Annotated in this window: 12 protein-coding genes and 1 riboswitch; of the genes, 5 read left to right on the top strand and 7 right to left on the bottom strand. The window is 36.8% G+C overall.

Features of this window, described 5'->3' with window-relative positions:
* Nucleotides 1-35: 35 nt before the first annotated feature.
* Together phbB and phaR are read right to left on the bottom strand one after the other, a co-directional pair.
* A complete protein-coding gene (gene phbB, locus ACFX4W_RS23075) occupies nucleotides 36-779 on the bottom strand; it encodes an acetoacetyl-CoA reductase (RefSeq protein WP_014461095.1) in 744 nt (247 codons plus the stop codon).
* 81 nt (nucleotides 780-860) lie between these two features.
* Nucleotides 861-1,460, bottom strand: coding sequence for a polyhydroxyalkanoic acid synthase subunit PhaR (phaR, locus tag ACFX4W_RS23070; protein ID WP_013055937.1), 600 nt, complete (start codon nucleotides 1,458-1,460; stop codon nucleotides 861-863).
* 353 nt (nucleotides 1,461-1,813) lie between these two features.
* Between phaR and phaQ the strand changes: the two genes are divergently transcribed.
* From phaQ to ACFX4W_RS23055, 3 genes are all read left to right on the top strand, one after another.
* Nucleotides 1,814-2,293: a poly-beta-hydroxybutyrate-responsive repressor gene (gene phaQ, locus ACFX4W_RS23065; RefSeq protein ID WP_013082201.1), complete on the top strand. Its 480-nt coding sequence runs from the start codon at nucleotides 1,814-1,816 to the stop codon at nucleotides 2,291-2,293.
* Between the two features lie 168 nt (nucleotides 2,294-2,461).
* Entirely contained in the window at nucleotides 2,462-2,974 is a 513-nt protein-coding gene (gene phaP / locus ACFX4W_RS23060) for a polyhydroxyalkanoic acid inclusion protein PhaP (RefSeq protein ID WP_014461097.1), read from the top strand.
* Between the two features lie 143 nt (nucleotides 2,975-3,117).
* Nucleotides 3,118-3,315, top strand: coding sequence for an alpha/beta-type small acid-soluble spore protein (locus tag ACFX4W_RS23055; RefSeq protein WP_013055933.1), 198 nt, complete (start codon nucleotides 3,118-3,120; stop codon nucleotides 3,313-3,315).
* A gap of 51 nt (nucleotides 3,316-3,366) precedes the next feature.
* Here the strand turns inward: ACFX4W_RS23055 and sigI are convergent, their stop codons facing one another.
* From sigI to ACFX4W_RS23030, 5 genes are all read right to left on the bottom strand, one after another.
* Nucleotides 3,367-4,077, bottom strand: a complete 711-nt coding sequence (gene sigI, locus ACFX4W_RS23050) for an RNA polymerase sigma factor SigI (RefSeq protein ID WP_043979696.1) — start codon at nucleotides 4,075-4,077, stop codon at nucleotides 3,367-3,369.
* A 372-nt stretch (nucleotides 4,078-4,449) separates the two neighbouring features.
* Nucleotides 4,450-5,265 carry a TerC family protein gene (locus ACFX4W_RS23045; RefSeq protein ID WP_043979698.1) on the bottom strand — a complete coding sequence of 272 codons (816 nt, stop codon included), beginning with the start codon at nucleotides 5,263-5,265 and terminating at the stop codon, nucleotides 4,450-4,452.
* A 96-nt stretch (nucleotides 5,266-5,361) separates the two neighbouring features.
* Nucleotides 5,362-5,457: riboswitch (yybP-ykoY riboswitch) on the bottom strand.
* Nucleotides 5,458-5,533: 76 nt separating this feature from the next.
* Nucleotides 5,534-8,572, bottom strand: coding sequence for a PAS domain S-box protein (locus tag ACFX4W_RS23040; protein WP_043979702.1), 3,039 nt, complete (start codon nucleotides 8,570-8,572; stop codon nucleotides 5,534-5,536).
* A gap of 144 nt (nucleotides 8,573-8,716) precedes the next feature.
* Nucleotides 8,717-9,460, bottom strand: coding sequence for a LytR/AlgR family response regulator transcription factor (locus ACFX4W_RS23035; protein ID WP_043979705.1), 744 nt, complete (start codon nucleotides 9,458-9,460; stop codon nucleotides 8,717-8,719).
* Between the two features lie 751 nt (nucleotides 9,461-10,211).
* Nucleotides 10,212-11,867: an alkaline phosphatase gene (locus ACFX4W_RS23030; protein WP_280559250.1), complete on the bottom strand. Its 1,656-nt coding sequence runs from the start codon at nucleotides 11,865-11,867 to the stop codon at nucleotides 10,212-10,214.
* 202 nt (nucleotides 11,868-12,069) lie between these two features.
* Here ACFX4W_RS23030 and ACFX4W_RS23025 point away from each other — a divergent pair, with 202 nt between their 5' ends.
* Nucleotides 12,070-13,590, top strand: a complete 1,521-nt coding sequence (locus ACFX4W_RS23025; protein WP_043979711.1) for a spore germination protein — start codon at nucleotides 12,070-12,072, stop codon at nucleotides 13,588-13,590.
* 14 nt (nucleotides 13,591-13,604) lie between these two features.
* Nucleotides 13,605-14,690: a Ger(x)C family spore germination protein gene (locus ACFX4W_RS23020; protein WP_043979714.1), complete on the top strand. Its 1,086-nt coding sequence runs from the start codon at nucleotides 13,605-13,607 to the stop codon at nucleotides 14,688-14,690.
* The last annotated feature ends 11 nt before the right edge of the window (nucleotides 14,691-14,701 follow it).

The following is a 14,701-nucleotide window of genomic DNA, read 5'->3' as shown; positions in this document are numbered from 1 at the left end:
AGCACAGCCCCGACAAAAGTCAGGGCCAGCATTTATTACATGTATAAGCCGCCGTTGATGTTTAACTGTTGTCCTGTAATGTACGCGCCGTCTTTTGCTAAGTAAACAACTCCACGTGCAATTTCTTCAGCGTGGCCTAAGCGACGAGTTGGGATTTTTGCTACAACTTTTGCACGAACTTCTTCCGGCATTGCCATTACCATTTCCGTTTCAATAAATCCTGGGCAAATTGCATTAACTGTTACGCCTGACTTAGCTAGCTCAAGAGCTAATGATTTAGTGAATCCTAGCATACCTGCTTTAGCAGCTGAGTAGTTTGTTTGACCAAATCCGCCCGCTTGACCAATAATTGATGAAATATTGATAACACGACCACCTTCAGATTCTAAAAGGTGCGTTAGCGCAGCTGATGTTGTGTTGTATACGCTATGTAAGTTTACATCAATTACTTTTTTCCAATCTTCTTCACCTAACTTCTTGAATGAACGGTCGCGCGTAATTCCAGCATTGTTTACTAGAATGTCTAATTGACCAAACGCAGCTTTTGTTTCTTCGATTAGGTGTTTTGCTTGATCTACATAAGACACGTCAGCTTGAACCGCAATAGCTTCTCCGCCGTTGTCTTTAATTTCTTTTACGATTGCTTCTGCAGATTCTTTACTGCTGTTATAGTTTACTGCTACTTTTACTCCATTAGAAGCAAGCTCACGTGTAATTGCTGCCCCGATACCTTTAGATCCGCCTGTTACGATTGCTACTTTACCTTGTAATGTTGTCATGAAAAATTTCCCCCTTGCTTCTTCAGCTATGATTTTTACTGTAAATACAGCAGTTAATGTTGTTATAAAATCCCCTATACCTTACTTGCGAGCTGGCTGCTCAGTTTTTTGAGCGTTTGATGGTTTTGCTTCAGATTTAGCTTCTGCCTTTGGCTTTTCAGCTAATTTTTCTTGTTTTTCTAACAGCTGAGCCTGAAGCTGCTCACCTTGAGTTTTAATTTGTTTTTGAATAGTTTCTTTTAACTCGTCTTGTGTTTTTTGCTGCCCTTCAAGAAGAGATAAAACTTTGTCGAGTTTTTTGTCTAACGATTTGACATCAGATTTCAGCTTAGTTACATCTTTTTTCAAAGCAGATGCACTTTCTTGCTGTGCTTCTAATTCATCAAAACGATCGTCAAATTGCTCTTCTAATAATTCTACTTTTTCTTCCACATTGATGACTAATGACGCAACGTTTGCTACATCTTCTTTTGTTGGTACATTTACTTGGTGCAGATAGCGCCCCGTTACTTCATTTACTGCTTGTTGATATTGAAGGTTCATATTTAGCACATTTCCCATGAGCTGGGAAAATTCTTCACGATTCATATTGTCCCCAATAACTTTACCCCAGTAAGATTCGGTTTTGTCATATACATCTTTCCATGCTTGAAACGGATCAAATACTTTTTGCTGTTCCAAAACTCCATCTCCTTTCTTGTGTACGTTAAAAGTGATGGCTTTCAATATAGACACTTAATGTGACAAGCGACATATTAGAAGCTCTAAGTAAACGCAACCAATTTTGCGTTTATTTATTGGATAATGTAAATCTTTTCACAATTCACTTACCAACAAATTATAAATGTTATAAAAATTACCTACATGTACTATTATAAATACGTTTTCCAAAATAAACAATTCTAAATCTTTGTTTATTTTTGAATTTTTTTGACGCTTTTTGTCGAAATCCAAAAAATCGTTCTTTTTTCCTGTATTTGAAAGACCTGTTTTAAAGTGTTGACAATTTTTTCATCTAGGTGTAAATTACACATATGGAAAACAAATTCTCTTTTTTCGAAGGGGTGATTACCTTGGGATCAAGTGAAAAAGATAACACCTCTAATTCAAACAACTTAGAAAAATCGATTAGCGGTGCACCAAAAAACTTGATGGTTCCTTTTCTTCTTTTAAGTTTAAGAGGTTGGAATCTACATGGTTACAAGCTCATTCAGCAACTAATGAGCTTTGGATTCACATCAGTTGATCAGGGAAATGTCTACCGCACGCTGAGACAGCTTGAAAAAGACAACTTGATTACATCGCAATGGGATACGTCAGCTGAAGGACCTGCACGCCGGATTTATTCATTAACAGATGCCGGCGAACAATATTTAAGCATGTGGGCTAATTCACTTGAACAGTATCAAAACATGTTAGATTCATTTTTTCACATGTATACCGACATGTTGTTCCCTTTTAGCTCTTCTTCTTCTAAAAAGTCAAAAGAATCAAAAGAGGAAGAAAACGATTAAAGGGATTCACGCAGTACATCTGCGTTTCCTAATATAATGTTAAATTTCACGGTCAACCAGCGAGCGCGGAATGTTAGGTTTATCACACAACTACGAATTTCTTCTTTAACGTTTTGTTCATTACGATAACTGTTCGCCAGACCAAATTATTCAAGGAGGAATTTGATTATGTCAACAGTAAAGTATGATACAGTAATTGATGCAATGTGGGAACAATGGACAAAGGGGTTACAAAACATTGCAGACGGAAACAAACAAATTGAGCAATGGACGTTAAAAGCACTTGAGCAACAGCAAGAATTTGTAACAAAAGCAGTTGAACAACTTCAAGCAACAGACAAACAATGGAAAGCTGAATTAGAAGATCTTCAACAAAAAACAGTTGAAAACTTACGTAAAACAGCTGGAAACGCTGTTGCCGATTCTTATGAAGAATGGACAAACCGCACGCATGAAGCATTAAATAAATTACAAGAGCTTTCTCTTAACCAAAGCAAATCAAGCTATTCTTTAGTAAAGCAAGCTCAAGAACAATATCATCAAGTAGTAACACAATTAGTAGAAGAGCAAAAGAAAACGCGCCAAGAATTCCAACACGTATCTGATGCATACGTAGAACAAGTAAAATCTCTTCAAAAGTCATTTGCTCAGTCTCTTGAGCAATATGCAGTTGTAAAATAATATATAAAAAAGCCCAGCTTCTTTGAAAGCTGGGCTTTTTTATACTTTCTTGCAAACCATTACCAGTATGCAAAATAGGAAACAACAAATAATACAGGTACAGCAGTGAACTGCTGTACCACTAAAAAAGGAGATGACTAATCATGGCTAGAACAAATAAACTATTAACACCAGGTGTAGAACAATTTTTAGATCAATATAAATATGAAATCGCTCAAGAATTTGGGGTAACTCTAGGTTCTGACACTGCTGCACGCAGCAACGGTTCAGTAGGCGGAGAAATCACAAAACGCTTGGTGCAACAAGCTCAAGCTCACTTAAGCGGCAGCACACAAAAATAAAACATAACTTCATAACATGGCTAAAAAAAGGCACCTGCGTGTGCCTTTTTCTTACATAATATAGTCTTTTAAATACACGTAGTCCCCCGCTAATATAATAACCATCGCGATAATATATTTACGGTTTCTTTCAATTGTTTTCCGGCTCACTTTGACATGTTTTTCAATCAAGCGAATAGGAAGCTGCCGCTTTAAAAACAGCTTATCTTTTAATTCTTTTTCATTGACGATAAATGATGCAACTTCGACTGCATTTCCCCTTGCATCCTTATGTTTAGGAGACGTCTCGATAATGTCTTCAAGAGTTAATTTAAACAATTTTAGCGCCTGACAAAAATAAGTCATTTCCTCTTGAATATATGAAGTTTCACTTTGCCTTTTATAGTTAGAAAGCGATATATCCCTTTCTACCTTGCCTTGAATAAAACCTTCATTTTCAATTCGGCTATAGAGCAGCGTTTGATTTCTCTTTTCTTTTCGAATATAGTCAATTACTCTTCTTTTAATAATAAGTTCCGCAAATGCAAGAAGAGATCGTCCTTTTTGGATTGTGTAATTCTCAATGGCTTCATTAAATGCAATCAGACCAATGCTAAATTCATCGTCAGCTTCACTTATATAACGTTTACATACAGCTGAAACAACTTTAGCAATAAACGGTTTATATTGTTGAATCATTTCGTTATGTAATTGTTTATCCCCTTGCTGAATCGTCAGTACAAGCGTTTCAAGCGATGGAGGCGTTTGAACTTTTGTGAGCATTGGCTTCACCTCTTTTACTATACTCAGTTGCTTTATACCATGTTAATATCCATTCTTTTGATGACGAACAGGGTTGAGAAGCGCTCTGCTCCTTTTAATTTCCCTTTATTATAACCCATAATAGCTCAATTTTACCAATTAACATACATTTGAAATATATGTTTATAAACTGAAATAAACTTCATTGAACTGAATTACTCACGGTTGCTTCTGTTCTCTACAGAATATGAACGAAAAAGCAAAACATTCGGATATAAAATAATTAAACATTAGTTAGTTCTTTTACCCTTTATCTAAACAATCCAAACTAGGTATTTTGTCTTGATATAAAAAAAACGTGCCTTCAACTAGCATTGAAAGCGCGTTTTTTTGTTATTGATTTTCAATTTTTTTTAACGATTCTTTTTCTTTCTCTGAGCCTTCGAGATCAGTTTGTTCTTTATTTTTAGATAGAAACCAGCCTGAAGCTGCTATGCCAAGTAACACAATCCAAAACGTAATTTTCCACACTTTTGATTCAGGGAAATGTTCATTAATAATACCCAACTCCGGATGAGCAAGGGTATAAACCGCTAACTTAACTCCTACCCAGCCTACAATAGCAAAAGCCGCCGTTTCTAGGCCTGGGCGCGTATTTAATAGCTTGACGAACCAAGTTGCAGCAAAACGCATAATAATTAATCCCATAATTCCTCCGGCGAAGATCACCAAGAACTGTCCTCCGTCTAGTCCGCCAATTTGAGGAAGATTTGTTGTTGGCAATGTAACGGCGAGAGCCACAGCGGCCAAAATTGAATCAACGGCAAAAGCAATGTCCGCTATTTCTACTTTTAAAACCGTCATCCAGAAACTTGATCCCTTTTTCTCATCTGCTTCTTTCACTTTTTCACGATCGTCTTTTTTCACATATCGCTTCACAATATGATTAATGGAAATGAACAATAAGTAAATGGCTCCTATAGCTTGAAGCTGCCATACGTCGACTAAAAATGAAATCAAGAACAATGAACCAAATCTAAAAATAAAGGCACCGGCTAATCCGTAAAATAATGCCTTCTTGCGTTTTTCTTCCGGTAAATGTTTGACCATAATGGCCATCACAAGAGCATTATCCGCCGCCAAAATTCCTTCTAATGCAACCAGCACTAGCAATACCCATCCATACTCTAATAAAAGTGATGCATCCATAAAAATCCCCTCTCGTTTCTTTGTATAAGTTTATTTATCCTCATTACCGGAATAAAACACAAAAAGACCTTTGCCAAATATGGCAAAGGTCTTGCTAAGCATAATCATTATGCCAACAAAGCCGATGGAATACTCCATGTAATGACGACTTTGTTTCAGGTTTCCCTGACGCTACTCCCCTTTACTCCTTAAGAAGTAAATGTATTAAGTTGTTTTTATTTTACAAAGAGTCCACTAATAAGTCAATTAAAAGCCCTCTAAACTTTTGTTAAGCTTTTGTTAAGCGTTTTAATACATTCAAAAACGTTGCAATATGAATAGGCTTTGTTACGTATTCACTAAAACCGACTAAAAAAGCTTGATCGATATCGCTTTGCATCGCGCTTGCACTCAGGGCGACTCGCGGAATATGCTTCAACTCTTTTTCCAGCTGAAGCTGTGTGCATACCTCAAAACCATTCATATCAGGCAGATCAATATCAATTAAGATTATATCCGGTGAAATAGACCTGATTAGCCCGATGCCATTTTCTCCTGTTTTAGCAATTAAAAGCTTAACGTTTTTATATGGAGAAAGAATCGATTGCATAAGCTCGATATTTGTATCGTTATCCTCAATATACACAATTGAAATTGGCATGGAAAAACCTAAAAACGGCTCGGCTTCTCCTTGATCGGATAATCGTTTAGGAACAGGTGGATGGACTATGGGAAAACGCACCCAAAATGTACTGCCTTTGCCTTCTTCACTTCGGACTCCGCACGTTCCATTCATTAATACAACAAGCTGTTTTACAAGCGCCAACCCAATTCCTGTTCCGTCTTTTTCTAGTCTATTTACACGGTAGAAAGGCTCAAAAATCCGATTTAATTCTGAAGCTGGAATTCCAAAGCCCTTATCTTCAATCGATATAGTTACGTGATGCTGAGTGATGTCAGTATAGATAGTGATATCGCGATAAGCGGGCGAGTATTTAATGGCGTTTGTAAGCAGATTTAATAAGATCTGCTGAAACCGAAGTTCATCTACTTCAACAAAGACTTCTTGGTATGCGTGAAAGCGAGTATAAAGTATACTATGCTTATTTTTTGCTAGTGGTTTCATAATTTTAAGCGCGTCTTCAATTGCCTCTTTTACCGACACCGGTTCAAGATTAATCGCTAAGTGACCTGATTCAATTTTCGATAAATCAAGCGTTTCATTTATCAAATAAAGAAGATGATTACCAGCTTTTAAAATTTTTCGTATACGATTCAATTGTTTTTCTGTTAAATCTTTTTCCCCTTGCTCTTCCAATATCTGTGCATAACCTAAAATACTGTTTAAAGGCGTACGAAGCTCATGGCTTACTTTTGATAAAAATTCAGACTTGGCTTGATTTGCTTTTTCGGCTTCTTCTTTTGCTATAATCATTTGCTGATTGGAATGAAGCAAATCTTGTTCTTGTTCCTGCTGTTTTGTAATATCATAAAATGTGACAACTACGCCCTTATAATATTTGCTTTCTTGAAGAGGTTCAGCATTCACCGAAATCCAAGTCAACTTTTTCTCATTTAAATAAATGCCCATAACCGTGTTTCGTACGGGTTCTTTTGTATGAAGACATCGAACAGATGGAATGTCTTCCAGTGCAAAAGCTGTTCCATCAGGATGAATAATTTCCCAGTCTAAACCAAAGGGGTTAACCGATAACATTTGGTCGTAAGGCACGTTTAGAATTTTAGCAGCGTAGGCATTGGCAGCAATTAGATTTCCTTCAAGGTCATGAAACACTACACCTTCTGACATTGTAGAGAGAACGGAGCGATACATGCTTTCACTTTTAGCCAGCTTTTCTCTTGCTTCGTGAAGATCAGTAATATCTACTATAGAACCAATAACTTCTTGTACTTCTCCTTTGTAGATATGAGGTATTAACTTCGTATAGTAAGCAAAGTCGTTCAAAAGTACTTCATAAGACACTTTCTCTCCCGCCCATGCTTTCTCATAGTATCTCTTATTTTCTTTCGCGTAGGATTCAGGCAAAAATTCTTCAAGTGTTTTACCAACAACATCTATTTCCTCATATCCCATTTCACGAACCATTTTTCCTTCGCACATGGTATGAATATACCCTTTATCGTTTTTCACAAATTTAAAAATAGCGCCATCTTGTTGTGAAAGCGTGCGTTTTAAATCTTCTTGTAAATCCAACAGCTGCTGTTGAGCCTTTTTTCGGTCTGTCACATCTTTGGCGATGACGTAACTGCCTTTAATTTGATCATGAACAATAATAGGCATTTGCGTTACTTCAACATATACAGGCTGATTATCTTTGCGAATGAGCGTTGCCTCATAATAAACAGAGTCTCCGTTCAGAGATTTCCACATATATTCTTCAGCTTGTTCAGCTTCTCTAAACATATAAGGAAACGGAATTTTCTCCATTTGATGCAACGTGTATCCCGTTAGCTCGATTCCTTTTGGATTAATCGTTTGAATATTGCCGTACAAATCAACCGCACACACAATATTGGGATTGTAGTTAAAAAGAGATTGATAATACTCTTCTTTTAATTGACTCTCCCTCACTTCTTCCTGACGCTTAAAAGCAGCAACGAGCAGGAAGACAATGAGTAGCGTAATTGTAATACTTGCAATAATATTGGAAAATGGCGCTTGATAAGGCAGCCACTGCCCCCATTTTCTAGCAACTGAGTGTGCAATATGCAGCTTCATTCCATACATACTGATGAAATGCATAACTGAAATTCCAATGCCCAGTAAAATAGAGCTAACAAGTTTAAGAAAGGGATTAGCTTTCACGCTTTTCGAGCGAAAAAACAAGTGCATCGCATAAAATGCAACGACCAGGGCGATGATGATGGAAAGCAAAACAGATAGCAGGGCATAATGAATGCGTGCTTCTGTTTCGATTGCTGCCATAGCAATGTAATGCGTACCCAGAATACTGCTTCCTAAAATAAGCCCTGACCATACCGACGTGCGCCATTTCCAGAAGGTCCAAAACGCAACTAATGATCCGCTAATCGCTATTATTAAAGCAAGGACAGAAAGTACAGCATCAAAATGAAAGCTAACAGGAACATAATAAGCAAGCATAGCAATATAATGCATCGCTCCCACTCCAAGCCCCATTGAAATTGCTGACAGCGTAAGCCACAAATAATTGTTCCGCTGTTTTTTTATCATTTTGCTCATAATATCAAGTGCTGTATAAGAGGCAAGAATCCCTACAATGACAGCAAGAAATACGGTAAATTCATTATAGTGACCAGTAATTGAAATCATTTGCTTTCCTTTCAATTTAACGTTACTTCTTCTATCTAACTCTTCTTATAAGAACTATATTACGATCATTTGCTCCGAAAGCAGACACATGAAATAGACGAAACTTGCATAAGCTTCGTCCTTTCATCAACATAGCTATTTTAGAAGCAGCAGCATCTCTTAATTGGTCATTAACTGATGCAGCTGTTTTTGAACGTCTTGGATTTTTAATTTTGAGATATGAGCATATTCATCAATTTCTAAGAAATAAACAAGATATGTTTCGTTTTTTGGTGTGATGTGCGAAACTTTCTGTAAATTCACGATATAAGACCGGTGTGTTTGACTAAATACAGAAGGGTTCAAATACATATAGATATCACTAATATTTTCATATGTCTCATAGATACGTGATTGAGTATAGATCAAACATTTTTTTCCGGATTTTTCAATAAAAATAATTTGATCAATTGGAATGTAATAAGTAGATCCATTAAATTTTACAGGCAGTCTTTTTAATTGCTGACCTGGCTTTTTTGACTGATTTTTATCAATTCCAATGGAGTTTTTTGCCCGCTCTAACGCCATATAAAGCCTGGTTTTTTCAATCGGTTTTACAATATAATCCAGTGCTGACAGCTCAAATGCCTTCACAGCAAATTCATCGTAACCGGTGATAAAAATGAAGTTTAAATTCGGCTTAATGCGCAGGCACTTTTTTATGGCATCTACACCGTTAATCGTAGGCATATTAATGTCTACGAGCAAAAGGTCTGGACTCTTAGCCATCACTTCCTGTACAAGCTGCTCTCCGTCTTTGCAGATGCTAATCACTTCAAATTCCGGAAGCTGTTCTATAAAATAATCTAAAATTTCAACCGAATCTTCGTTATCATCGGCAATAATTAAGTTAATTTTGTTCATCCTGACTCCCCCTAGGATACAATGTTAAAGTATAGTACGAACTATTGCCCATTCTGTTTTATGCATGTCTACACATCGTTATAGTGTTTTTATGTTGAGATGAATGATCTACACGGACGCTAATCGTTAATGAACACACAACGATTGTTCATGGGGAATATTGCAATAATTGTAGGTTTTCTAGAAGAAGACATAAAAACCGTTTATCTATTATCATTTATTTTCCTAACAATGATTTAATACCCTTTTTATAATCTGTAAATCAGCATGTCAAAATCTTTATTTAACATTTTCGATAAAGGCGACACGCTCTTTTCAATCATTTTGTTTTCTCTTACTATTAAAACATGTTCTACGCTCTTTCACCCGTACTTTTGTTAATTTTTTTACTTTTCATTAAAGGTAATTACTTACATATTGTCCTTAACAACCCTGATTTTATGATTTAATCCAAAAGAATTTATGTATTTTTTATTCATTTTATTATAAAAATTCTAGCATACAAAGGTATGAACTTACATATGTATTCCGAACTAGTTCCTTTTAAAACTATGATTATTATACCATTTCATAGTATAAATCACATATAGTTAAACGTGAAGACTTTCCATTTCTTTAAGTGTTCAAGGCTATTTATTTGTAAAATAAATAGCTTCATTCCTCTATAAAGGCTACATAACTTAATTAACCATCTATTATTTGTAAAAAAACAGGCCTAAAGTTATAACCCGGCCTGTTTTGCATTCATTTCTTATTTTTCATTTTTTACAATTTGCTGTGCTTGTTTTGATACAAAGAAGCGATTCTTTTTATCCTGTATCACTACGCTGTCCATTTGAATTTCTCTTCCATTTACAATAGCAATATTTTTATTTACTGGAAAACGCACCGTTCGCTTATTGTTTGTAACAACCAGTACAGGGTTGTTTTTGTCTTTTGAGTCAACCGCTACCTTTGAGCCTTTAAAAGCTTTATTTGCTTCAATAAATAATTCATTTGTTAACTGGTTTAAGTTAATATTCATTGATTTAGCCATATGTTTGGCAATATCCGTATTATCAAAGTGCCCCGTTGGTCGATTTACGCCGTATGAATACAGAAATACATCCTCACCCGTATGACCGCCTGTTGTGAATCCAAGGTTTGCTCGGTTGGCTAATAACTTCGATAGTGTAGCACTGATTTCTTTTTTATCTCTTGCTTTAGTCAGCTGCGCTTTTTCCTCTGAAGTTAGATTTGATAAACCATACAAAGCAGCTACTTCTTCTTTATTTGATAAATCTTCTTTTAATTTAGACGTAGCACCTTCTAACGTCATTTTTGCTTTTTTTAATGGATCAATATAAGCAGAAACAGGTGTGGTATCGTATCCTTTTGTTGTATTTGCATTACCGATTGAAAGACCGCTGTTTCCGTGATCGGCAATCGCAATAACCATCGTATTTCCATCTTTTTTAGCGAACTCTACTGCTTTGCCCACTGCTTCATCAAACGCTAGTACATCGCTAATCATTCCTACTGGATCATTCGCATGAGCTGCCCAATCCGTTTTGCTTCCTTCAACAAATAAGAAAAAACCGTCTTTATCTTTGGATAGTGTTGTTATTGCTTTATTTGTCATCTGGGACAACTTTGGCTGTTCTGCTTTTGTCTGCGGTCGGTCCATATCATATGCTAAGTCTCGGTCGGCGAAGCTCCCCCAGATTTTTTTGGCGTGTGACTGCTCTAATTCCTTTTTATTTTCTACAAAGTCATATCCTCTTTTATTCAATACATTGACTAAGTTTTCACCGTCTTTCCGGCTTTTTTCTTCTTTTCCTGGAAGAAGAGATTGCTTACCTCCTCCAAGCACTACATCGATGTTTTGATACACTTGCTGCTCTGCTAGCGTTTGAAAATCATCACGGCTATAGTTGTGGGCTGAAAAACCAGCTGGTGTGGCGTGCTGGATTTCAGAGGTAGCCACAATTCCTGTCGCGCGCCCTGAAAGCTTTGCTCCTTCTAGAACGTTTGCTACGGGACGAAATTGATCTTCTTTTTCTACGGATTTAACCCCGGGTGTATTCACTACTGAAGGAAGCACACCTACATAACCTGAATTTGATTTATTTCCTGTTGCTAAAGCAGTAGCTGCCGGAGCGGAATCTGTAATAGCAGATTCTGCCGAATACGCACGTACTCCGCCGGCCATCAGCTGATCCATATGTAACGGTTTTCCCTTGTACCATCTTGCGAGTGTAGTAGCATTTGAACTCGTCCCGTCCATTACCATCATAATGACATTTTGAGGTTTCTTAGCTGACTTGTGCTCCACTTTTGCTTCCGTTTGAATAAGTGAGTTTCCTACACCAAACGATGCCAATGCTACTGCTCCTGCCAGTGTAATACCTGCTAATTTTTTCTTCATATAAATGTACCCGCTCCTTTATTTAATTGTCTTCGACATGTCTAAAGTTACCATTCAAACGTAAACCCACTGTTTATCCACTGTAAAAGAGTGTAAAGTTTGTCTTTATATCCTTCCTTTCTTCGTGAGAAAAAATAGTCGAATAAAAAGGAAGTACATGAACAAACTACCAGTAATAGAAAGTCATGCGAGGGGCACGGTTATGTTTAAACATTTATTTAAAAAAAAGAATGCAGAGGATCAGCCCAAAAAAACATTGGATGAACTGATTAAACAATTAAAAAAATCAAGTGATTTCACAACATTAGCCATTGGTTCGCAGCATAGAAAATACATTATTACTTATTTTAAGCAGCTCGTAAACATGCAAAGTGTTGAAGATAAAATACTTGAGCCTTTTCAAAAATTAGACTTCACGTTAAGCAGTGTATATGAAGTCGAAAATGTTCTGCCGATTGAAGATATTTCCGTTACAAAAGATACAAAAGAAATTTTAGAAAAGCTGCTGCGCGGCTATGTGATGTTTCAATTTCATAAAGACGATAAGCTAGTAGCTCTTATTAAAGTTCAAAGCTTTGATACAGGGTTTCGAAAAGAAAATGAAACGGAAAATGAGTTCAGCGTCGTTGGTCCTAAAATTGGTTTTGTAGAGGATTTAGATGTCAACCTCTACTTAATGAGAAAAACGGTCATTTCCGAAAATCTTATTTTTAAAGAACTCACCGTAGGAAATAAATCCAAAACGCGCGTCGTTCTTGTTTATTTAGAAGGCGTAACGAACCCTCAGCACGTAGACACTATGACGCAGCGCCTGGAAGATATAGATTTCGACGTCATTTTTGATAGTACGATGCTTGATCAGATGATCTCAGATAATTCGTCTACGGCGTTTCCACTCTTTTTAACAACAGAGCGAATCGACCGAGTCCTGTTTAGTCTGTTAAACGGGCAAGCTGCCTTCTTTTCGAGCGGTTCACCCTACGCAGTTACAGGTCCGTCAACGCTGCTTGACTTTTTTATTTCACCTGAAGACTACTATTTACCGTGGGTTCTAGGATCATTTTTCCGAGTTATTCGTATTTTTGGCGTCTTTTTCTCTATTTTTGCTACGCCTCTTTATGTAGCGATTGTTACGTATCATTATGAAATGCTTCCAAAAGATCTGCTGGGGCCTATTATCTTTTCAAGGACAAACGTTCCTTTTCCACCGGTCATCGAAGTACTTTTTTTAGAAATTACCATTGAACTGCTTCGTGAGGCCGGAGCCAGACTTCCAACAAAAGTAGGTCAAACACTGGGAATCGTAGGCGGGATTGTTATTGGGCAAGCAACAGTAGAAGCTGCGTTAACAAGCAATATTTTGCTTATTATTGTTTCACTGACAGCTTTAGCTTCTTTTACGACGCCTATTTTTAAAATGTCTAACACGATCCGGCTGCTACGTTTTCCGTTTATTTTGTTTGCCACTGCGTTTGGTTTAGTCGGCATCACCTTTGGTTTTTGTTTCTTGCTGGTTCATTTGCTTCGTTTAAAATCTTTGGGCATGCCTTATCTTGTTCCGCTTTTTCCGTTTCGGCCCACAGAGTATAGGGATACCTTTCTGCGATTGCCCTATAGTCATACAGCCAAGCGGCCAAGCTACTTGCGTCCTTTAGAGCGATTCCGCTATAACCCCAATAAAGCGAATAAAGGTAAAAGAAAAAGTAATTTAGATAATGAGTAAAGCGGGGAAACGTCATGAAGAGAATACTTATTTTATGCACTTGCCTTACTTTTTTAACGAGCTGTGCAGACCGTGAAACGATTGACGAAATTCAAGTAGTCAACTCCATAGGATATGATTATATTCCTCAAAGCAATAAAGTCAGAGGAACCATTTTATATCCTATCTATAAATATGGACCAACGGAAGAACCAAGTATTATTGCGGCTACTGCTAATTCATCATTTGATATTCCACTTCGTTTAAACAATAAATCATCTCTTCCCGTTGCTTTCGGGCAGCTGAGGAGCATCGTTATTGGAAAAAAATTTGCAACACATGGAGTAGATGAATTAGTAAATACAATTGCTAGAAATCCAGACCTTGGACGTAATATTAAATTAAGCATTGTAGATGGCAACGCACACGAATTATTGAGCTCCGTTACAAAAAAGAAAATTAAAGACTATCAGTTTATTTCGAATTTAATCGAACAAAATATCCGCACAGAAAATTTGCCTAACACCAATTTACAAATTTTTTTATTCAGTTTTTTTAGCGACGACCGTGACCCGTATCTTCCTGTTTTAGCCCAAGAAAAAGATGCTATTAAATTAAAAGGACTGGCGCTTTTCAAGCAGCAAAAAGTCGTTACAACCATCGGAATGAAAGAAACGTTTTTATTTAAGCTGCTAACAAGCGGAACAAAGCACGGCCGCTACTCAGTAAAAATTAAAAAAAGTGACCGTAAAGGCGAAATTATACTGCAAAACTTGCGCACTAAAACAAAGTATGAAATTAAAGGAAATCATCAGCATCCAAGTATTATTGCGCACTTAACTGTCGACGGCCTTGTAAAAGAGTTTCCCGGATGGATAGATTTAACAGACCCCGATCATATTAAAATGGTTGAAAGAACGCTTCAAAAAGACATTGAAAAAGATGGAAATACTTTTATTAAAAAGCTTCAGCAACACAAAATCGACCCCATTTGTTTTACAGATTATGTGCGAAGTAAAACACGAGGGTTTAACAGTGAAGAATTCAAAGCGCAATATCCGGATATGAATATTGAAGTAAAAGCTCATGTTCATCTTATTCAAACCGGTATTAGCAACTAGGAGGAAGAAAA

This window comes from Priestia sp. YIM B13489 (genome assembly GCF_042787645.1).
Taxonomy (GTDB): domain Bacteria; phylum Bacillota; class Bacilli; order Bacillales; family Bacillaceae_H; genus Priestia; species Priestia megaterium.
Note: the sequence above shows the minus strand (reverse complement) of the source record. Positions and strands in the feature narration are given on the sequence as shown.

Bases quoted from the DNA above. Each gene is read 5' to 3' on its own strand.
- phbB (WP_014461095.1), bottom strand. From the start codon at position 779: ATGACAACATTACAAGGTAAAGTAGCAATCGTAACAGGCGGATCTAAA.
- phaQ (WP_013082201.1), top strand. From the start codon at position 1,814: ATGGAAAACAAATTCTCTTTTTTCGAAGGGGTGATTACCTTGGGATCA.
- phaP (WP_014461097.1), top strand. From the start codon at position 2,462: ATGTCAACAGTAAAGTATGATACAGTAATTGATGCAATGTGGGAACAA.
- ACFX4W_RS23055 (WP_013055933.1), top strand. From the start codon at position 3,118: ATGGCTAGAACAAATAAACTATTAACACCAGGTGTAGAACAATTTTTA.
- sigI (WP_043979696.1), bottom strand. From the start codon at position 4,077: ATGCTCACAAAAGTTCAAACGCCTCCATCGCTTGAAACGCTTGTACTG.
- ACFX4W_RS23045 (WP_043979698.1), bottom strand. From the start codon at position 5,265: ATGGATGCATCACTTTTATTAGAGTATGGATGGGTATTGCTAGTGCTG.
- ACFX4W_RS23035 (WP_043979705.1), bottom strand. From the start codon at position 9,460: ATGAACAAAATTAACTTAATTATTGCCGATGATAACGAAGATTCGGTT.
- ACFX4W_RS23030 (WP_280559250.1), bottom strand. From the start codon at position 11,867: ATGAAGAAAAAATTAGCAGGTATTACACTGGCAGGAGCAGTAGCATTG.
- ACFX4W_RS23025 (WP_043979711.1), top strand. From the start codon at position 12,070: ATGTTTAAACATTTATTTAAAAAAAAGAATGCAGAGGATCAGCCCAAA.
- ACFX4W_RS23020 (WP_043979714.1), top strand. From the start codon at position 13,605: ATGAAGAGAATACTTATTTTATGCACTTGCCTTACTTTTTTAACGAGC.